The organism is Pseudomonas sp. AC229 (genome assembly GCF_979254655.1).
In genome coordinates this window covers 171,644-189,117 of the sequence record NZ_CEEDHK010000012.1, presented here as the reverse complement: position 1 = coordinate 189,117, position 17,474 = coordinate 171,644, and the positions used below count along the sequence as shown (strand labels likewise).

Annotated in this window: 21 protein-coding genes and 2 pseudogenes; 14 read left to right on the top strand and 9 right to left on the bottom strand. The window is 57.7% G+C overall.

Annotated elements, in window-relative coordinates:
- The first annotated feature begins 3 nt into the window (after nt 1-3).
- The 5 genes and pseudogenes from AC0IW7_RS17865 to AC0IW7_RS17845 all read left to right on the top strand — a co-directional run bounded on the left by AC0IW7_RS17865 (nt 4) and on the right by AC0IW7_RS17845 (nt 2,184).
- The gene (locus tag AC0IW7_RS17865) at nt 4-357 is read left to right on the top strand and encodes a hypothetical protein (protein WP_471819771.1); all 354 of its coding nucleotides are present in this window, start codon (nt 4-6) and stop codon (nt 355-357) included.
- Nucleotides 358-484: 127 nt separating this feature from the next.
- Nucleotides 485-633 (top strand): annotated as a pseudogene (locus AC0IW7_RS17860) (RHS repeat-associated core domain-containing protein); the annotation flags it as partial.
- Between the two features lie 407 nt (nt 634-1,040).
- Nucleotides 1,041-1,307, top strand: a complete 267-nt coding sequence (locus AC0IW7_RS17855) for a hypothetical protein (RefSeq protein WP_471819769.1) — start codon at nt 1,041-1,043, stop codon at nt 1,305-1,307.
- A 156-nt stretch (nt 1,308-1,463) separates the two neighbouring features.
- Nucleotides 1,464-1,952 carry an RHS repeat domain-containing protein gene (locus AC0IW7_RS17850; RefSeq protein WP_471819768.1) on the top strand — a complete coding sequence of 163 codons (489 nt, stop codon included), beginning with the start codon at nt 1,464-1,466 and terminating at the stop codon, nt 1,950-1,952.
- A 7-nt stretch (nt 1,953-1,959) separates the two neighbouring features.
- Nucleotides 1,960-2,184, top strand: coding sequence for a hypothetical protein (locus tag AC0IW7_RS17845; protein WP_471819766.1), 225 nt, complete (start codon nt 1,960-1,962; stop codon nt 2,182-2,184).
- A 345-nt stretch (nt 2,185-2,529) separates the two neighbouring features.
- Here AC0IW7_RS17845 and AC0IW7_RS17840 read toward each other — a convergent pair whose 3' ends face one another.
- A complete protein-coding gene (locus AC0IW7_RS17840; RefSeq protein WP_471819764.1) occupies nt 2,530-3,537 on the bottom strand; it encodes a GlxA family transcriptional regulator in 1,008 nt (335 codons plus the stop codon).
- Between the two features lie 137 nt (nt 3,538-3,674).
- Here AC0IW7_RS17840 and AC0IW7_RS17835 point away from each other — a divergent pair, with 137 nt between their 5' ends.
- Nucleotides 3,675-4,568 carry a LysR family transcriptional regulator gene (locus AC0IW7_RS17835; RefSeq protein WP_471819762.1) on the top strand — a complete coding sequence of 298 codons (894 nt, stop codon included), beginning with the start codon at nt 3,675-3,677 and terminating at the stop codon, nt 4,566-4,568.
- Between the two features lie 3 nt (nt 4,569-4,571).
- On the opposite strand, the gene AC0IW7_RS17830 is transcribed toward AC0IW7_RS17835, so the two are convergent.
- Nucleotides 4,572-5,723 (bottom strand): (R)-mandelonitrile lyase, encoded by a 1,152-nt coding sequence (locus AC0IW7_RS17830; RefSeq protein ID WP_471819760.1) that lies wholly within the window; start codon nt 5,721-5,723, stop codon nt 4,572-4,574.
- A 203-nt stretch (nt 5,724-5,926) separates the two neighbouring features.
- Between AC0IW7_RS17830 and AC0IW7_RS17825 the strand changes: the two genes are divergently transcribed.
- The 3 genes from AC0IW7_RS17825 (at nt 5,927) to AC0IW7_RS17815 (ending at nt 9,038) form a co-directional block, all read left to right on the top strand.
- Nucleotides 5,927-6,955 carry a UV damage endonuclease UvsE gene (locus AC0IW7_RS17825; RefSeq protein ID WP_471819758.1) on the top strand — a complete coding sequence of 343 codons (1,029 nt, stop codon included), beginning with the start codon at nt 5,927-5,929 and terminating at the stop codon, nt 6,953-6,955.
- A gap of 242 nt (nt 6,956-7,197) precedes the next feature.
- Nucleotides 7,198-8,586: an ATPase domain-containing protein gene (locus tag AC0IW7_RS17820; RefSeq protein ID WP_463539634.1), complete on the top strand. Its 1,389-nt coding sequence runs from the start codon at nt 7,198-7,200 to the stop codon at nt 8,584-8,586.
- Nucleotides 8,587-8,672: 86 nt separating this feature from the next.
- Complete coding sequence (locus AC0IW7_RS17815) at nt 8,673-9,038, top strand: response regulator (RefSeq protein ID WP_122493787.1); 366 nt, start codon at nt 8,673-8,675, stop codon at nt 9,036-9,038.
- A 102-nt stretch (nt 9,039-9,140) separates the two neighbouring features.
- Here AC0IW7_RS17815 and AC0IW7_RS17810 read toward each other — a convergent pair whose 3' ends face one another.
- Complete coding sequence (locus AC0IW7_RS17810) at nt 9,141-9,434, bottom strand: YceK/YidQ family lipoprotein (protein WP_471819756.1); 294 nt, start codon at nt 9,432-9,434, stop codon at nt 9,141-9,143.
- A 222-nt stretch (nt 9,435-9,656) separates the two neighbouring features.
- Here AC0IW7_RS17810 and AC0IW7_RS17805 point away from each other — a divergent pair, with 222 nt between their 5' ends.
- A complete protein-coding gene (locus AC0IW7_RS17805) occupies nt 9,657-9,959 on the top strand; it encodes a type II toxin-antitoxin system RelE/ParE family toxin (RefSeq protein ID WP_471819754.1) in 303 nt (100 codons plus the stop codon).
- A 2-nt stretch (nt 9,960-9,961) separates the two neighbouring features.
- Complete coding sequence (locus AC0IW7_RS17800; protein ID WP_471819753.1) at nt 9,962-10,318, top strand: addiction module antidote protein; 357 nt, start codon at nt 9,962-9,964, stop codon at nt 10,316-10,318.
- Between the two features lie 54 nt (nt 10,319-10,372).
- Here AC0IW7_RS17800 and AC0IW7_RS17795 read toward each other — a convergent pair whose 3' ends face one another.
- From AC0IW7_RS17795 to parS, 5 genes and pseudogenes are all read right to left on the bottom strand, one after another.
- The gene (locus AC0IW7_RS17795; protein WP_471819752.1) at nt 10,373-10,807 is read right to left on the bottom strand and encodes a hypothetical protein; all 435 of its coding nucleotides are present in this window, start codon (nt 10,805-10,807) and stop codon (nt 10,373-10,375) included.
- A 5-nt stretch (nt 10,808-10,812) separates the two neighbouring features.
- Entirely contained in the window at nt 10,813-11,667 is an 855-nt protein-coding gene (locus AC0IW7_RS17790) for a tetratricopeptide repeat protein (protein ID WP_471819750.1), read from the bottom strand.
- 100 nt (nt 11,668-11,767) lie between these two features.
- Nucleotides 11,768-12,136, bottom strand: a pseudogene (locus AC0IW7_RS17785) (glyoxalase superfamily protein); the annotation flags it as partial.
- Nucleotides 12,137-12,354: 218 nt separating this feature from the next.
- Complete coding sequence (locus tag AC0IW7_RS17780) at nt 12,355-12,819, bottom strand: RES family NAD+ phosphorylase (RefSeq protein WP_471819749.1); 465 nt, start codon at nt 12,817-12,819, stop codon at nt 12,355-12,357.
- Nucleotides 12,819-13,397: a type II RES/Xre toxin-antitoxin system antitoxin gene (parS, locus tag AC0IW7_RS17775; protein ID WP_471819747.1), complete on the bottom strand. Its 579-nt coding sequence runs from the start codon at nt 13,395-13,397 to the stop codon at nt 12,819-12,821. Before parS ends, AC0IW7_RS17780 begins: the two co-directional genes overlap by 1 nt.
- Before the next feature lie 174 nt (nt 13,398-13,571).
- Between parS and AC0IW7_RS17770 the strand changes: the two genes are divergently transcribed.
- Nucleotides 13,572-14,150, top strand: coding sequence for a flavin reductase family protein (locus AC0IW7_RS17770; RefSeq protein ID WP_471819745.1), 579 nt, complete (start codon nt 13,572-13,574; stop codon nt 14,148-14,150).
- Here AC0IW7_RS17770 and AC0IW7_RS17765 read toward each other — a convergent pair whose 3' ends face one another.
- Nucleotides 14,151-16,217: an HD domain-containing phosphohydrolase gene (locus AC0IW7_RS17765; protein ID WP_471819743.1), complete on the bottom strand. Its 2,067-nt coding sequence runs from the start codon at nt 16,215-16,217 to the stop codon at nt 14,151-14,153. It lies immediately after the preceding gene.
- Nucleotides 16,218-16,383: 166 nt separating this feature from the next.
- On the opposite strand from AC0IW7_RS17765, the gene AC0IW7_RS17760 reads away from it, so the two are divergent.
- Together AC0IW7_RS17760 and AC0IW7_RS17755 are read left to right on the top strand one after the other, a co-directional pair.
- Nucleotides 16,384-16,866, top strand: a complete 483-nt coding sequence (locus tag AC0IW7_RS17760; RefSeq protein ID WP_471819741.1) for a FecR family protein — start codon at nt 16,384-16,386, stop codon at nt 16,864-16,866.
- 8 nt (nt 16,867-16,874) lie between these two features.
- Nucleotides 16,875-17,474, top strand: a complete 600-nt coding sequence (locus AC0IW7_RS17755; protein WP_471819739.1) for an OmpA family protein — start codon at nt 16,875-16,877, stop codon at nt 17,472-17,474.

Below are 17,474 nucleotides of genomic sequence, written 5' to 3'. Positions count from 1 at the left end.
TATATGAACATTGAAAATGCATCGAAGTATTTTGACAGCCTTGGCGACTTGCATGACTCAAAAATAATGGATATTCATTATGCGGAAGATAAAAGACAATTAGCTATTGCTGTAGATGATTTGAATAAGAATTTTCTCGGGCTTCCTGAATATCGAGGCAAGCAGCCTGCAAAGATAAAATTTGATGGCGTCTATAGCTGTAACAGTGTTGACGATTTAAAAGCCCCGGCTTCAATTTTCGCGCTGGAAATTAATGGAGGCGCTTCAGGTGAAGATTTAATTGTGACTATTAATATAAGCCCTAGCGGCTCATTGATTTTTAAGTGCATATCCGTAGATGTATGTTTTGAAAATTAAACTTCTTGAGAGTGCAATCGTCACGCGGCAAGGGGGGCGGCAAGATGCCCCCTTCGACTCAAGGGCCTCGTTCCCCGAGGCTACAGGCTCTGATGTGGTTCTCTAGCGACGGCGCCTGAGATGTTATAGCCGATTAGTTTACAACTACTTCAGGGATTAACGGGGCGGTATGTGGAGAGTGATCCGATTGGGCTTGAGGGTGGGTTGAATACGTATGGGTATGTAGAGGGGAATCCGCTTAATTACATAGACCCGAGCGGACAAGCAGCAATTGCCGGGGAAATAGTGTTCGGTACCGCAGTAGTTGGAGGCGCGGCCGCATTTCTGTGCTCCATATCTCCAAACCTTCCATACTGTAAAAACCTCAGTGATCCCGGGGAACGATGTGCTAATGCTATCGGCGGTGTTTTCCAAAATAATTCGAACGAGAACGGAGAACCGAACTCCAGTCCGGTAGATAAAGAAAAAACACCTGCCACTAATCCTGAGGATTTCGAAAACGTTCGAGGTGCCTCTGGAAAGAAAAATACAGATACCGGTGAAACCTGGGAGAAAGATAAACTTCACAACGATCATTATGAGGTTTATAAAAATAAAAAGAATTACGACAAGGGCATACGTGACAGAGATGTTTGGGCGGATGGTCGGCCTAAACGTACCTTTTAAAAACTCGGATTTTTCAGATGAAAACAAATGAAATATGTGAAAGTTATTCTAGTAGTCCAGTTGGACTAAATTTTAAATTGTTAGAAAGTGACGACTCCGAGAGTGATGAGTCGACGGTATTAATAGAAGGTTCAAAAACCGCTCTAATAATGCTCGCAAAGCTGTTAATGGCAGTCGCAGAGGATCCCAATGAAAACGGATTTTCTATGTCACCATCTGGAGCAGGGAAAATACATTTTTCAAAAAATTCAAAGCTTGGATTTTATCTGCACTGCGCAGATTAGTAATTTTTTAGAAAAGTACTAATGGTACATCGATAGCAAGCTGAGTCGAGCCTTCGCTACAGACTCACCTCGGGTTTGTAGCGCCGGCCTAAAAAGTGCAATGGCCGGTAAGTTTACAATTACTTTAGAGATCACGACTCGGATACGGGGCGGTATGTGGAGAGTGATCCGATTGGGCTTGAGGGTGGGTTGAACACATACGGATATGCCGGTCAGAATCCTGTGATGAATGTGGATCCGGATGGGCAGTTCTTTTTTCTTCTTGGCCTTCCTGCGCTTGGAATGGGTGCCGGAGCTGGAGCCGGCGCCGGAATGGGCACAGCCATTACGTACTCCGCAGCCATCGGAGTGGGAGCCTGGGGAATTTCCATGATTGGAGATCCTCCACGGTCGGAAACTAAGGAACAGGAACAAACTAGCTGCCCAAAAGGGAACAATAGTTGCCCGCCTTGTGAACCGCCAGTTGGAACTGTTCGCTACCGAGTAGATTTGGTTCCTCCAAGCAAACCGCACTATCCGCATGCGGGTTCACATGTCCACCTTTATGAGCGGCATCAAAGCCCGGCCCCAGCTTGTAAGTGCTTTTGGCATCCTGTTGGAACAACGGAGTTGCCGCCTCCTCCTAATATGTCTCCTTTGGAATGATAAGTTTATGAACTATATCTCTGGCGAAAAAATTAACGTTGGCGACCGGGTGGAGTTGTGGTCAGGAACGAACGGAATTGTGGTGGCATCTCTGGATGATGGTACTTTTTCTTCCGGGTTCCCCCCTCAGGATTGGTTATTTTTAAAGGTCGGCGTTTTGGTTGAGATGGATAATGGTGAAGTTATGCACTTTTCTGAGCCTGATTTTGATTTGAAACTCATAAAAAGCTGAAGTTGCCGTGGGGAGGGGATGGATATATTTAATTGCTCTATTTTAGATTCGATTAAAAAATCTGTCCCAAATGGCAGAGTATCCAGGCCTCGTAATTAGTTATCGTCCTTGGATAGCCGCTTTTGGTCGTTAGCGGATATGTCGAAAATGTGTCGAAAACAAAGCCATGTAATGTCAGATGAAGCGCAAAACATCCGAAGCTCACGCCCGACAAAGCGGGGCTTTGCTTCATAAAGCATTGAAAATAAAAGGGTTCGATTCCCTTCACCCGCTCCAAAATTCGAAATACAAAAAGCCCCGCTGATGCGGGGCTTTTTGTTTCTGCTTTTCACATTCCCAGCCGCTTCACACCAACCGCCTCTCCTTAGAAGGCCGATACCCGTAATACGAGCTGTAACAGCGGCTGAAATGACTCCCCGTCACAAACCCGCACGCCAGCGCCACCTCGGCCACCGACAGCTTGGTGTGTTGCAACAGCCGCCGTGCTTCGGTGATGCGCAGTTCAAGGTAGTAGCGCTGTGGCGTGGTGCCGAGTTGTTCGCGGAAGAGGCGTTCGACTTGGCGGCGGGAGCGGCCGACGTAGTCGGCGAGTTGGTCGAGTTCGAGCAATTCTTCCAGGTTGGCTTCCATTAGCTGCACCACTTCGCGGGTGGGGTCGCTGATTTTCAGCAGGGATTTGGGGTTGACCCGACGATAGCGGGAGGCTTCGAAGGCGAGGATGTCTTCGATGCCGTCGACCAGCGCGCGGGTGTGCAGTTGTTTGATCCATTCAAGAATCAACGTTGGCGCGCCCGAGGCGGACGAGGCGGTCAGGCGGTCGCGGTCGATGACGTAGGGCTCGCTGGTGACTTCGGCGCGTTTCGCCACTTCGGCCAGGGCGGAGCGGTGTTCGGGGTGAATGGCGCAGCGGTAGCCGTTGAGCAAGCCGGCATTGCCGAGAAACCAGGCGCCGTTCCATAGGCCGCCAAGGGGAATGTTCAGGGCGGCGGCGTCTTTTAATAGGCGGTTCAAGTCGGCGCTGGCGTGCAAGGCGGTGCGGTAGCCGCCGCACACCACCAGCAAGTCGAGGGTGCCCAGGCAGGCGTGGTTGAAGATGGCGTCTGGGCGAATGACAAGGCCCAGGTCGCTGATCACTTCATTGCCGTCGAGGCTGAAGTGGCGCACGGCGAACAGGCCGCTTTGCAGCAAATTGGCGGTCACCAGGCTGTCGAGGGCTTGGGTGAAGGCCGGCAGGGAGAAGTGTTCGAGTAGCAGGAAGCCGACGCGGGTTTGTTTGCTCGCCGGCGTTTTTTCGTCGTCGAGATAGCGGTAGTTTTTGTTTTTCATCACGTCACTGAAGGTTCGACGTTGCATGCCAGGTGCCTCGTTGGTCGTGCCTTTGCCTATGGTCGCGCAGTACGCGACGCCGGCCATTCCCACAAACGACATCCGGGCAGCTCTGTTGCGCACAGCTGGCATAATCGGCGGCAACTCATAGCGGGAATATATAAATGGCCACTGAGAGCTACGACCAAATCGCGCTGTTTGCGGTGGTGGCGCAGGAGCGCAGTTTTACCCGCGCGGCGGCCCAGCTGGGTATGTCGCAGCCGGCGCTGAGTCGGGCCATGCGCCAGTTGGAAGAGCGCTTGGGCGTGCGCTTGTTGGCGCGCACCACGCGCAGTGTTTCGCCCACTGAAGCGGGTGAGCATTTGTTGCGCGTGGTCGCGCCAAGGTTTGAGGAGATCAAGGAGGAGCTTGCGCTGCTCAGCGAGTTCCGCGACAAGCCGGCCGGCACCTTACGCATTACGGCGGGCGAACACTCGGCCAACACGGTGCTGCAACCGATGCTGGCCAAGCTGCTGCCAGAACACCCGGATCTAAACGTCGAGATCATCGTCGACTACGGCCTGACCGACATCGTCGCCGAAGGCTACGACGCGGGCGTGCGCCTCGGTGAGCAGGTGGCCAAAGACATGATTGCGATGCGCATCGGCCCTGATTTTCGCTTTGCGGTTGTCGGCTCCCCTGACTATTTCAACCGCCACCCTCGGCCGAAAGTGCCGCGCGATCTGATGCAGCACAACTGCATCAACATGCGCCTGCCGACTTACGGCGGGATCTTCCCATGGGAGTTTTCGAAGAAGGGTCAGGAACTGAAAGTGCGGGTTGAAGGGCAACTGGTGTTCAACACCATCGCCTTGCGCCTGGACGCGGCGCTGCAGGGGCTGGGCCTGACGTTTATGCCCGAAGACATTCTGCGGCCGCATATCGAAGCCGGCCGCCTGGTTCAGGTGCTGGCCGACTGGTGCACGCCCTACTCCGGCTATCACCTTTATTACCCCAGCCGCCGCCAGGCCTCGACCGCGTTTACGCTGCTGCGCGAGGCCCTGCGTTATTCGGCGTAACGCCTAGCGCGTTGCGGCCAAGGCATCGCGAGCGCGTTGCGCCGCTTCGGCGGCGTAGTGGTCGGCCAACACCTGCGCCACCTGTTCCAGCTGCGCAACGGTCAAGCCAACCCGAAGGCTTGCGGCCATGTGCGCGCGCAGTTGCGACTCGGCCCCAGGCGTGGCGGCGAGTGCGCCGACGGTTGCCAGCTCACGGCTTTGCCAGTCGAGGTTGTCGCGCTCGAACAGGTCGCCGAACAAATGCGTTTGCAGGAACTGATTGATCGCCGGGGCGAAATCGAACAGAGGACCCTGCACGGGCGCGCCGGCAATGTGTGTCTGGTTTGCCGTACCGGCGGCGAGCAAGGCATTGCCGGTGGGCGCTGCTCGACTCGGTTCACGGCCCGGAACGTCGGTGATGCCCCGCTGCTTGCGGGCCTCAAGCACTTTCATCAGTTGCCCCAGGGCGTTGAGGCTGCGCGGGAAGCCGCTGTAGGCGTAGAGCTGCACCAGAATTTCCTTGGCTTCGCTGACGGTCAATCCAGCATCCAGGCCTTGGTTCAGTGCAGCGTCGAGTGCGGGCAGGTCGCTCGCCGCCACGGCCGCCGCCATTAACGGAATGGCTTGCTGTTTAGCCGACAGCGTTTGCGAGGCGGCTGCAGGAGTTGCCTCGGGTCGAGGCGCGTGGGCTTGGCCGGCTTGGTATTGCTCGTCGGAAACCTTTTCCATCCAGTCGACGGCCTTGCCATCCACCGTGCCGGTGAGTGCCAGATGGGTCATTGGCGAGGATGGCGCTGCACCGTGCCAATGCTTGACGCCAGGCGGACACACCACGACATCGCCGGGGTGAATTTCCTGCACGGGCTTGCCCCATTCCTGCGTCAAGCCAATGCCTGACGTCACCACCAAGCGTTGCCCAGCCGGATGGGTATGCCAGGCCGAGCGTGAGCCGGGCTCGAAGGTGACGTAGGCGCCGGACACTTCAATGTCTTTGTCGGCGGCAAACAAGGGCTCGACGCGCACGGGACCGGTGAAGAAGTCATCCGGGCCTTTGACGGCGGCTTGCTCGCCGGCCCGGCTGATGTGCTGCGCGGCGCTAATCTCGCCCGCGCCTGCCGCAGTTTCTACAAACGGGCTGGCCACACACACGGCCAAACCTAATAGCGTTCTGTTCATAAGGCGCTGCCTCCAAACGTAAGCGAGCGGCCACGGTAGCGCGCGAGAGTTATTCAATAAATCGCAGCCCGCACAATGCAGTCATACCCAATACACATAAATACGCACCAAGCACTCACACAATTAGTGAACCCCAGCCACGCCAGAAACCTAAGGTTGTATAAGCTGCGCGCCCTCACACCCCATTATCGCCAGGCCTCGCTATGACCCACCCTCGAATCGGTTTCGCCTGCCAGTACAAACACCCAGACCGTGAGCTGTCGCCCTCGGCGCTAAAACTGGTGGAAACCCCTTTCAACCCACGCACCACCACCCTGCGCTGGATGGAAAGCGTAGAGCCGCAGGTGGCGAGGGAAAAATTATTGGAGGTGGTGCTGCATAACCTGGCCGCGCAGCTGCGTTTGCTGGCGTATGTGGCCGAGTTGCCGCTGCCCTTGCGCATGCTGCGGTTGAGCAGCGACTTGCTGCCGTTTTATAGCCACCCGAAAGTGCACGGGTTTTATCAGGACCCGGCCATTGCGCAGCAGCTTGTCGACGGCTTCGCCGCCATCGGCACGGCAGCACGGGCGGCGAATATTCGCTTGTCGTTTCATCCCGGCCAGTACTGCGTGTTGGGTTCGGAGAATCCCGGTGTGGTGGAAAACAGCGTGGCGGAGTTCGAGTACCACGCTGACATGATTCGCATGATGGGCTACGGCCAGCGCTTCCAAGACCTCAAGTGCAATGTGCATATCGCCGGGCGCTTGGGTGTGGAGGGCACGCGCGCGGTGTGGGCGCGGCTGTCGGAGGTGGCGCGCCATTGCATCACGTTTGAAAACGACGAGAAAACCTATGGGCTGGATGACTGCCTGAAAATGGCCGACCTGGCGCCCGTGGTGCTGGACATCCACCATTGCTGGATTCACGAGAACGACTACATCGCCCCTGGCGACCCCAGGGTGCAGCGCGTGATCGACAGCTGGCGCGGGCTGCGCCCCACCATGCACTACTCGCAGCCGCCTGAAAGCCTGCAGGCGCTCGGGTTCGATGCCGAGCAGAAACTGGAAATGGCGGAGCTGCTGAAGGTTGTGTCCAAGCGCGACCTGTATGCCCACAGCGACATGATGTGGAACCGCTGGACCAACGATTACGCCCTGCAGTTTCTCGACCGCTTCGATATCATGCTGGAAGCCAAAAACAAGAATCTGGCATCGCTGGCTTTCTATGGCTACAGCCAGAAACCCGAAGCGTAAGCGTCCACTTCAGTGGGAATGGTCGGGCCATCGCATTTTTCCAATCTTCAAGTTATTGGCATTGAACGATCTTGCAGTTCCCATCTCTACCGAATGGCTCATGACGCGCAAGCTGGCCTGCGGCTGATGCATCAACGGCACGGCTAGGAATACGCGCTCAAACCGGCAACAATGCGCGCCACATACAACCACGTTGCACGCGCATCTTTCGAAGCTGGTTGAGATCAGCAGAGGGCTTAGGTTTGGATCAGTTAAAACGCCTCAAAAGTGGAATCGCCGGCCTGGATACGCTGTTGAAGGGCGGCTTTGTTGCGGGCGCGTCGTACATTATTCAAGGGCGGCCAGGGTCGGGCAAAACGATTCTGGCGAACCAGCTTGGCTTTAATCATGTGAACAATGGCGGCCGCGTACTGTTCGCCACCCTGCTCGCAGAGCCGCATGACCGGCTGTTTCATTTCTTGTCGACCCTGAGCTTTTTCGACAAGACCCAGATCGGCGAAAACATCCAATTTGTCAGCGCTTTCGACACCCTGGAAAACGAAGGGCTGGAAGAAGTGGTGAAGCTGTTGCGCCGTGAGATCAGTCGGCAGAAAGCCACCGTCATGATTCTCGACGGGCTGCTTAACGCTCGCTCGCGCGCCGAATCGCCTATCGACACGAAAAAGTTTATTTCCGAACTCCAAGGGCACGCCGCATTTGCCGGCTGCACCGTTTTGTTTTTGACCAGTTCACAGTTGGAAGACGGCAGCCCCGAACACACCATGGTCGATGGCGTGATTGAGATTGGCGAAGAAGCCATCGGGCCGCGAACCGTGCGACGCATCAAGCTGCGAAAAACCCGGGGCAGCGGCGCGTTGGCGGGTGTGCATGAATTCGAAATTACCGACGACGGCCTTATCGTATACCCGCGCTTTGAAAGCTTTTTCAATCGTCCCTCGCGCCCCGACAGCGATTACTTGGTGCGCATTAGTAGCGGCATCGACTCGCTCGACGAGGTCATCGGCGGCGGTCTGGCAGGCTCCTCCGTAACCCTGGTGGCCGGCCCTGCAGGCGCGGGCAAAACCTCCATTGGCATCGAGTTCATTGGCGAGTGCACGGAGCAGGAACCTGGCCTGTACTTCGGCTTCTACGAGTCGCCACAGCGTCTGCGCCTTAAAGCTGCGGCTTTGGGTCATGATTTCAAAGCCATGGAAGCCAGTGGCGCACTCCATGTGATGTGGAACTCGACCACCGCCGGCCTGATCGATCGCTTGGGTTACGCCTTGCTCGATACCGTCGAGAAGTACGGGATCAAGCGCGTATTCATCGACAGCCTGGGCGGCATGGCGCGCGTATCGGCCGACCGTTCACGGGTGCAAGATTTCTATTCGGCCTTAATGGCCGAACTTCGCTCCCGCGGCGTGACCGTGCTGGCCACCTGGGAAATCCAGAGTTTGCTCGGCAGCCAGATCGACGCCCCGGCGCCAGATCTCTCAAGCATCGTCGACAACCTGCTCCTCGTCCGGTTTGAGCAAAATGGTTCTGAACTTCAACGCCAACTATCGATTCTGAAAATAAGAGATAGCGCTTATGACCCGTCTTTGATGGAAGTTGTCATCGGAACTCCTGGTATATCAGTGAAGAAGGTCTGAAGCATGCGCTGGGCGACACAATCAACGACGGGAACAACGACGTTCCTGCCTGTTTTCCAAGTGCTCTGCAAAACAGCAGGGGCGCTATGAAGACGGTGTTGATTCTCGACGACGAATATTTGATCGCGGACATTTTGAGCTACGCGCTCGAAGACGAGGGCATCCTCACCGTGACAGCAGGTCGTGGTCAGAAAGCCCTGGAAATTCTCGACCGCGAACGCCCGGACCTGATCATCACCGACTTTATGATGCCGGGCATGACCGGCATCGAATTCGCCGAAGCGGTACGCAAACGGGAAACCCATGCCAATACGCCGATGATTCTAATGAGCGGCGCGCAGGCTCATTTGGGCGTCGGTCGCCCGGACTTGTTTATCGACGTGTTGGAAAAGCCCTTCGATATTCTGAAAGTCATCGACAAGGTCAAAGCTGTTCTCAAGATGGACGACTGATTCGTTTCGCCTGCAAGCAAAGCCCCTCTCCCGCTTGCGGACGAGGGACTGTTCAAATCTGTGTAAGCCTCCAGCACATCACCCGCACAAAACGCGCTCCCTCTATGGGCGCGGCGGCGCGGGACCATTGAACACGGTGTAGGGCAGAAACAGCGTGTCGGCTACCAGGCACAACGGGATGTCGATAACCACCAGCGGAATGAACGCAGCCAGCGGCCCGGCGTTGCCATCGGTCAGCCCCTTCAAATACTCAATTTCAGTGGCCGTTCCACAATAGGGATGGGCGCCGCATTGCGCGTTCTCATTGAATGTTTCGCTCACGGTGGCGCAGCCGGGTGCTGCGGCAATGACAGCAACCATCACTACATGCCGCACGCGCCAAATCGCGCATTTCATAGAAAAGCCCTCACCTGGGAAACGAAAGCAACTGAACGTAAACGGAACGGTACGCTAGCGCGGCCTTTGGCGCGCGTTAAGACTTCTCGCTCTCGGCCAATTGCATCAAGCACGGGTCATCTATTAACGAATTCGTCCTAAAACGCGCAGTTGGACACGCTTGCGTGACCGTCTGTACCTATGACGAATATGAAAAGTAGCCAGCAGGCTACAGGCGAGACTATGATTAACGTACTCAGCAGGACGCGTGAGTTTGATACTTGGCTAGATAGCCTCGATGACCGTTCAGGGAAAGCAGCCGTACTAAGTCGAATGGATCGAGCGGAGCTCGGCAATTTCGGGGACTGCGAGTCGGTCGGTGAAGGCATGAGCGAGATGCGCGTGTTTGTGGGTCCAGGTTACCGCGTGTATTTCGTGCGCGTCGGCCAAACGGCTTATCTGCTGCTTTGGGGCAGCGATAAGTCGGACCAGCGTCGAGGCATTAAGCGGGCTAGAGAAATTCTCATTGCTTTGCGAGGAAACTGAAAATGAGCGAGCAAAAATTCGACCCGGCCAATATGCCGATACTGGAAGTGGATCTTTCCAAAACCACGCCTTATGAAGCCTCACGTTTTTTGGACAGTCCGGAAACAATCAGCGCCTACCTCGCTGAAACGCTGAAGGCGCAAGATCCGCAGCTTCTTATGAAAGCACTCGCCGAAGTTGCCAAAGCCAAGGGCGTAAACAATGTGGCGCAGGCTGCGGGCGTTAACCGTGAGAGCTTGTATAAATCGCTCAAAGGCGGAGAAAAAACTCGCTTCGTAACCGTCAAGAAGCTGATGAACGCACTCGGCGTCGAGCTGACTGTTCAACCCATTTCGGCGAGCGCTGCGAGAGAAACCTGATCAGCGAAAGGCGGCGTCAGCGGCGCCGCCGAAACACGCGACCATGCAGACTGCTTACCCCTTCATTGCGCTGAGCCCCGCGCTCAGCATCAGCCAAAACGCCACGGCAAACGCAGTGCTGAGCACCAGCGTCAGCGCAAACACAACCTTGGCGACCTTCGACCATCGACGCTGTACGGCATGAAAATGCGCGTAGCTGGCCCAGCGTTTATGCCGCCACGCCAAGGTGCGGCCGCGTGCGCTTATGTATAGCCAAACGCCCATGCCCAGCAGTGTGGCCAGAGTGTTGAGCGCGGTGTAGCGCTGCACCATGAACGGCGCCATAAAGGCCAGAAAGCTCAGCGCGCCAAACCACACGCCGTTGCTCAACGCCCATACGCCGCCGAACACGAACGCGCCCCAGCTGCCGCCTCGCGCTTGCGGCGGCACGGTGCGCATGGGGTTGCCGGAGGTGTTCGCGATGTCGGGGAGCTCGAGGGTTTCGCTCACGCTTTTTACTGCTTCGCGCGCTGGTGAAACTCGGCGAGGTCTTCCTCGGCGCGTTCGAGCAGGTAGTGGTCGTCTGCCGTTTTAGCCAGTTCTACGCGTTGCTGGAAATAGGCCAGGGCCTGAGCGTTGTCGCCCTGCTCATGGGCCAGCACGCCGAGTTGAAACAGCCCATCGAGCTCGATATCGAGCTTGTCGTGCTGGCGCGACAGGCTCACCACGCGTCGCAGGTACGCCTCGCTCTGCGCTATGTCTTTTAGCTCGTACGCGTTTTGCGCCAGGTTGGTGAGCATGCCGGTGAGCTCGGCTTCGTCGGCACCGAACGTGGCTTCAGCATCGGCCAACAGTTGCTGGTTATAGGCCAGCGCCGCAGCGTACTCGCCATGAATGTGCAGCCAGTAACCCAGCTCCTGACGTAAGCCGAACTGCTGACGCACGTCCAGGGTGCGGTCTTGTGGAATCAGGGCAATGGCGGCGTGAAGGTGTTCGATCACTTCTTCAGTCAGCTCCAGCTCGGCAGCGCCCATCGACAAGCTGTAATGCAGCGCCAGCACCTCGTCGGGCGGCAGCACGGGGTTGCGCTGCTGAATCGCCAACGCTTGCAGGCCGAAGCTGCGCTGCTCTTCCCACTCATCGCGCTTGCCCTGTAGCAGCGCCAGCGAGGCATAGAGCTCAGCGAGCTCGGCGGAATTTTCGCCCTGGGCTTTGGCTAGCGAAATGAGTGCGGTGAGGTCGGCATGCATTTGCGAACCGCTGAAAACGCCCTCGGGGTCGAGCAAGGTGGCGCGCAGCGGCGTGAAGCGTTCGGCGAAGGTGCTGTTCGGTAGGGTGACGACCATAGGGGGCGGTGTGGAGTCTTGCATGGGGAAAGTCCTTTTCAGTCTGGGCCGCTTTGTAGAGTGGATATACGGCCATACCGTTCATGGCGAAACGCAGCCAGCCTGTGCGCAACGTCGATTTCGATCAAGCCTGATTAAACCGGATGCGGTTTCCGAACGGGTCATGCACTTCCATGACTTTTCCCCACGGCATGGTTTCGATTCCCGGGCGGCCGTAGCCGTATTGCTTGGCCAACAGCTCGGCCTGATAAGCCTCGATGTTTTCCATCGGCACGTAGACCGTTGAGCCGGGGCACGCATCGCCGTGGTGTTCGGATAGGTGCAGGCTTAAACCGGCGCGCTCAATGCGCATGTACAACGGTAATGAAGGTTCGAAGCGATGTTCGAACTCCACGTTGAAACCGAGGAAACTCAGATAAAACTCCCGCGCTTTCGCTTCGTCGAAAATGCGCAAGATAGGAATGGCGTTGGTGAAGCGAATATCGTTTTGCGTGGACATTGTCCTGCCTCCATTTATGGCTGTGCGCGCTACTTCAACGCGTTGTTCAATGCACCGGAACACACCATAACGCCATGGCGCAGGGCTGCGCTCGGCGCACTGTAGTCAGCGGTTGCTGGCTTGCCAAGCGCTGCCTCGGCTGAGGCTGCCGGTTTGTGCGATGGACCTGTTTTTCCGCGAGACGAAGGACTATTTCCCGTGCGCTGAACAGGCTACTGAAGGCTAAACATCCGCGCGTCGTAGATAAACGCATGGGTGCTGACCACCGCAATGTCGAAGCGCGCGCGGTGGTTGGGGGTCAGCACGAGGTTGTTAGCCAAGGGGTTAACCACCGAGGGAATGATCAAGCCGAACTTGCCGGACCGTTGCAGAAACTCGGTGCCGAAGGCGCGGCTCGGTACATCGGCAGGCAGCCGGTCCCAGCCTGGCGGCAGGTCGCTGAGGGCCGGCTGAATGTAAAGACTGGCGTCGTCGGGCAGCGCTAACTCCACCATCACCAGCGGCATCTGCGGTGGGCCGCTTTGGTGAACGAAGGTTTCCAATACGCAGGTGGACGAATCCAGGGCCAGATAAATGGCCGGCACGTCTTGCTCGTTCCAGCGCCCGCCTTCCTTGGCGGCGCCCATGCCGTCAAAGTTGTGTGCCCATTTCGCAGTGCACAGTCGCCACGCCCGCATCAGACCACGCCACCGTATTCAATCGCGCGCAATACCCGGCGCACCTGGGCGGCGCTGATGTCGTTGTCGCATAACGACAGCGGCGCCTGGCCGCCCAGGGCCACGTTGTCGCGCTTCATCCAGGCGGTGGCTTTGGCTTCGTCTTCGAACACCTCGATTGCCAGCGCCGTAATGGCGGCGATGCGCAACACGCGCTCGGTGGTGGACGGGTCGAGCAAGGCGTTGTCGCGGCTCTTGCGAGTAAGAGTGGACTCGGAGACCAGCAACACCTTCGATAACTCGCCCACCGAGATATCAAATGTTTGCCCCAGGCTGCGAGCCAGATTCGCACTCAGCCCGTGGCGAATGACGCCCACCTGAACCTCGTCGCTCATGGTTTGGAGGCTGCGGGTGATGGCGGGGAAGTCAGTGGGCTCATCCGGCCAGACGATGCCCGCCGGCACATTCCAAATCGCGGCTGGCGCGGCGTGGTGGTAATGGGCCGGCATTTCAGCAACGCCGGCAGGCGCGCACTCCGGCTTTTCGGCGCTGTCGTAGTCTTTTGCTCGGGCGTTTGCGGGTTTTTTACGGGAAGCCATGGGGCTACTCCTTCAGTCATTTGACTGACACAGATAATGCAAATGACTGTACACCCGACAGCACAGAATGCCCAGCTGAACATCCGGTAGGACGCTTGCCGCGAAAGCGAGCTTTCGCATCGAGACGCCCTCCCCGTTACTATTTCCGCCTAACTCTCAGCCACGAGTATCGCCATGAGCCCCAGTATTGCCCCGGTGGAATTGTCCAAAGCCTATCGCCTGCTCAACCACGGCCCCACCGTTTTGGTGTCGGCGCGCCATGCCGGCGTGACCAACGTGATGGCGGCGGCCTGGGCCTGCGCGTTGGACTTTTCGCCGCCCAAGCTCACTGTGGTCATCGACAAAGCCACACGCACCCGCGCCTTGGTGGAAGGCAGCGGCGAATTTGTAATTCAAGTGCCCACGGCGGCCCAAGCCCAACTGACCCACACGGTGGGCAACCACAGCCTGGCGGACGACGCCGACAAGCTCGCCCATGCCGGCGTGCAGGTGTTGGAGTTTGCCGGCTACGACTTGCCGTTCGTGGCGGGTTGCTCCGCCTGGCTGGCCTGCCGGCGAATTCCCGAACCACATAACGAGGAGACCTATGACCTGTTCATTGCCGAGGTGGTCGGCGCCTGGGCTGACACTCGCGCCTTTGCCAATGGCCATTGGCAGTTCGAACACGCCGACCCCGAACTGCGCAGCCTGCACTATGTGGCAGGCGGGCAGTTTTATCTGACGGGGGAGTCGCGGGTGGTGAAGGCTGACTGATCAGGCGGGGAGGAAAACCGCGATGTCGATTTCGTCGATCTGTTCCGGCTGCAAGTAGCGCTTGGCGTAACGCTGCGGCATGCCGCTGCGCAGGAACAGGGCGAACAGGTCGGCATCGATATGCCCCTTGTCGCGCAGGTTGGCCAAGATGCGCACCGATTCGGACAAGGTCTTGGCTTTCTTATACGGGCGGTCAGAGGCAGTCAGCGCTTCGAACACGTCGGCGATGGCCATGATGCGCGCCGGAATCGACAGTTTGTCTTTATCCAATTGCCGTGGATATCCGGTGCCCATCAGCGTTTCGTGGTGGGTGCCGGCGTATTCGGGTACGCGCTTGAGGTTGGCGGGCAGCGGCAGGTTTTCCAGCATCATGATGGTCTGGATGATGTGCTCGTTGATCTTGTAACGCTCTTCGGCGGTGAGCGTGCCGCGGCTGACACTGAGGTTGTAGAGCTCGCCGTAGTTGTACAGGTGCTCGGGCACCGTGACCTTGAAGCCGTATTTGGGGTCGTACTCGCGGCTCGCCAGGCGCGGGAAGATGTGCTGCGGCTTGTCGGCCAGCAGCGCTTCCTGCGCCGGCAATTCCACCACTGCAAGGTGCTCGACGCGGTGCAATTCACCTTCGGACAACCCCAGTCGATCATCGAAATGGCGCAGCCAGAGCCGCTTGCCTATCTGATTCAAGCGCTCGATGCGCTCAGGCTCCATCAGCTCGCTGCCAATGTTGCATTCAGCCACGTAGGCGAAGTCGTCTTGCAACTGCGCCATGGCGCGCTGGTAGTCGGCGCGCGCGAGGTCTTCGTCAACACCATCGCGAATGGCTTCCAGGCAAGCGATATGGGCGTCGCGCAGCAGCACTTCAAAGCGCATGCGTACTTCGTGGATGCGGTTGTAGATGGTTTCCAGCTTGGTGGCTTTGTCGACCACGTGTTCGGGCGTGGTGATTTTGCCGCAATCGTGCAGCCAGGCGCCGATGCGGAATTCGCGCCATTCGTCTGCCGAGTTGAAGCTGAAATCGGCCAATGGCCCTTCGCTGACCTTGCAGGCTTCTTCGGCCAGCATCAGCGCCAGCTCCGGCACGCGTTCGCAGTGGGCGCCGGTGTAGGCGCTTTTGGCGTCGATGGCGCCGGCGAGAATTTCGATCATGGCGTCGATCAGCGCTTTCTGCGCGTCGATCAGGTTGTGGTTGTCCAGGGCGATGGCGGCTTGCGAAGCCAGGGCGCCGACAAACGAGAGCACTTGCGGCGAGAACGCCACCACCTCGCCGGTGAGCGGGTCGAGCGCGTTCATAAACTGCAGCACGCCAATCACTTCGCCCTGACGCGGCGCCAACGGCACGCTGAGCATCGACACGGTGTGGTAGCCCGACTCGGCATCGAAATGGCGGGTGCCGCTGAGGTCGAAACGGGTTTCGGCGTACACGTCGTCGATCACCACGGCCTTGTTGTGCAACGCGGTGTAGGTGGACACATGACGCTCGTTGGGCAGGCCGCTAACGGGGTCGTGCAGCACGATTTCGCTGGCCGGCAGGTCGTCGTCCATCGAGCGCAACGCAAAGCGCAGGGTGTCGTTCTCGGTTTTCAGGTACATGGTCGCGGCTTGCGCGTTACAGATGAGTTTGCCCTGCATCAGGATGTGCTTGAGCAGCGCATCGCGGTCGCGTTCGGAGGACAACAGCAAACCGTTTTCCACCAGGCTGGCGAGCTTGGCTTGGGTTTCCTGCAAGGTTTGGGTTTGCAGCTGCAACGCGGCCTTCATGCTTGAATGGTTGCGGTTGAGGCTGTCGACCTCATGGAACATCGAGGCTTTGGGCTGCTCGCCGGAGAAGTCCAGATTGCGGATCAGGCGCGTGTCTTCGGCCAGGCGTTCGATGGTGCGGTTGATGCTGTCCATGCCGTTGAGCGCCAACGGCAAGGTGCACAAAAGCACCAGCACCGATAGGCACAGCACAGTGGTCGGCGCGAGGCCAAAAGTCAGTGCCAGAATCGGCAGCAACTGCAGAAGAAAAAACGCGGTTAGAACAACTGACCAGTTCTTAAATCTGAACTTGATAAATCCTGTTGTCATACTGCAACCCGTTATTAAAATTTCCTTTTTGCCGTAATACTGGCAAATCACGTTGATCGCAGCTTTTATAAGTAGCGACAATACGGCGTCACACGTTTCGCACCGTTCTACCCAGCTTGCTCAGAGGGTGTTGAGCCCAAGAATTCGGGTCATCAGGGAGACTAGTATGTTTGTGCCAAAAAAAACCAGCCTATGGTTATGCGGTTTGCTTGCGCCACTGTTTTTTTCGTCATGGCTGCATGCCGCCGACGAGCCGTCGACGCAACCTGTCGCTAGCAAAGCCATTGGCTATGTAATGAAAACCGAGGGTGAAGCGGCCGTTATTGTCGACGGTAAGCCGCAGCCCGCCAAGGTCGGAATGCCAGTTTTTGTCGGCAGCTCGATCAAAACCGGCGCCAACGGCTCGTTGGGCGTGACGCTGGAAGACAACACGTTGATGTCGTTCGGCCCGAACAGCCAGCTGAGTTTCGATGCGTTCCAGTACGAGCCCAGTGAGCAAGACCTCAAGCTCAGCGCGAAGATCACCCACGGCACGCTCAATTACATTTCGGGTGTGATCGCCAAGCTCAAACCCGAAGCCGTGGAGATCAATACCCCCACCGGCACCATCGGCGTGCGCGGCACCCATTTTCTGGTGAAGGTGGACTGAGCCTGTTCATGCCTGGGTATCTGATTCGCGGCCTAGCCGTTCTGCTGTTGGCCCTGTGCGCCACGGGCTGTGCCACGTCGAAGTCTTATGTGGTGTTGATGGAAAGCCCCGACGGCACCACCGGCGCCATCGTCGTGCAAACGGCGAACGGCAGCACCCGTGTCGATAAAAAGCTCAACGCCGTGGCGCTCGACGGCAAAACCGTCAACACCTTTGCCGTCGAGCCGCCACGCGTGCAGCAAGACTTCTCCGCCGCACTCGGCGCGCAACCGGCACTGCCGGTGACCTTCCGTCTGTATTTCGACACCGGCACGGCGAACCTCACCAAAGCCTCGAAAGCCGACTTCCAGAACGTGCTCGTCACCTTGCGCGAGCGCGGGCCGTCGGCGGTGTCGGTAATCGGCCATACCGACACCGAAGGCAAGAGCAAGTGGAATGAGCAAATCGGCCTCAAGCGCGCCACGGCCATCGCCGAGATGTTCAAGAAGGAACGCATCGAGGTCATCGAGTTGGTGGTGACGTCCCACGGCGAAAGCAATTTGCTGATCAAAACGCCGGACGACACCCCCGAACCGCGCAATCGGCGCGTGGAAATCATCGTCCGCTAG

Bases quoted from the DNA above. Each gene is read 5' to 3' on its own strand.
- AC0IW7_RS17865 (WP_471819771.1), top strand. From the start codon at position 4: ATGAACATTGAAAATGCATCGAAGTATTTTGACAGCCTTGGCGACTTG.
- AC0IW7_RS17855 (WP_471819769.1), top strand. From the start codon at position 1,041: ATGAAAACAAATGAAATATGTGAAAGTTATTCTAGTAGTCCAGTTGGA.
- AC0IW7_RS17845 (WP_471819766.1), top strand. From the start codon at position 1,960: ATGAACTATATCTCTGGCGAAAAAATTAACGTTGGCGACCGGGTGGAG.
- AC0IW7_RS17840 (WP_471819764.1), bottom strand. From the start codon at position 3,537: ATGCAACGTCGAACCTTCAGTGACGTGATGAAAAACAAAAACTACCGC.
- AC0IW7_RS17835 (WP_471819762.1), top strand. From the start codon at position 3,675: ATGGCCACTGAGAGCTACGACCAAATCGCGCTGTTTGCGGTGGTGGCG.
- AC0IW7_RS17830 (WP_471819760.1), bottom strand. From the start codon at position 5,723: ATGAACAGAACGCTATTAGGTTTGGCCGTGTGTGTGGCCAGCCCGTTT.
- AC0IW7_RS17825 (WP_471819758.1), top strand. From the start codon at position 5,927: ATGACCCACCCTCGAATCGGTTTCGCCTGCCAGTACAAACACCCAGAC.
- AC0IW7_RS17815 (WP_122493787.1), top strand. From the start codon at position 8,673: ATGAAGACGGTGTTGATTCTCGACGACGAATATTTGATCGCGGACATT.
- AC0IW7_RS17810 (WP_471819756.1), bottom strand. From the start codon at position 9,434: ATGAAATGCGCGATTTGGCGCGTGCGGCATGTAGTGATGGTTGCTGTC.
- AC0IW7_RS17805 (WP_471819754.1), top strand. From the start codon at position 9,657: ATGATTAACGTACTCAGCAGGACGCGTGAGTTTGATACTTGGCTAGAT.
- AC0IW7_RS17800 (WP_471819753.1), top strand. From the start codon at position 9,962: ATGAGCGAGCAAAAATTCGACCCGGCCAATATGCCGATACTGGAAGTG.
- AC0IW7_RS17790 (WP_471819750.1), bottom strand. From the start codon at position 11,667: ATGCAAGACTCCACACCGCCCCCTATGGTCGTCACCCTACCGAACAGC.
- AC0IW7_RS17780 (WP_471819749.1), bottom strand. From the start codon at position 12,819: ATGCGGGCGTGGCGACTGTGCACTGCGAAATGGGCACACAACTTTGAC.
- parS (WP_471819747.1), bottom strand. From the start codon at position 13,397: ATGGCTTCCCGTAAAAAACCCGCAAACGCCCGAGCAAAAGACTACGAC.
- AC0IW7_RS17770 (WP_471819745.1), top strand. From the start codon at position 13,572: ATGAGCCCCAGTATTGCCCCGGTGGAATTGTCCAAAGCCTATCGCCTG.
- AC0IW7_RS17765 (WP_471819743.1), bottom strand. From the start codon at position 16,217: ATGACAACAGGATTTATCAAGTTCAGATTTAAGAACTGGTCAGTTGTT.
- AC0IW7_RS17760 (WP_471819741.1), top strand. From the start codon at position 16,384: ATGTTTGTGCCAAAAAAAACCAGCCTATGGTTATGCGGTTTGCTTGCG.
- AC0IW7_RS17755 (WP_471819739.1), top strand. From the start codon at position 16,875: ATGCCTGGGTATCTGATTCGCGGCCTAGCCGTTCTGCTGTTGGCCCTG.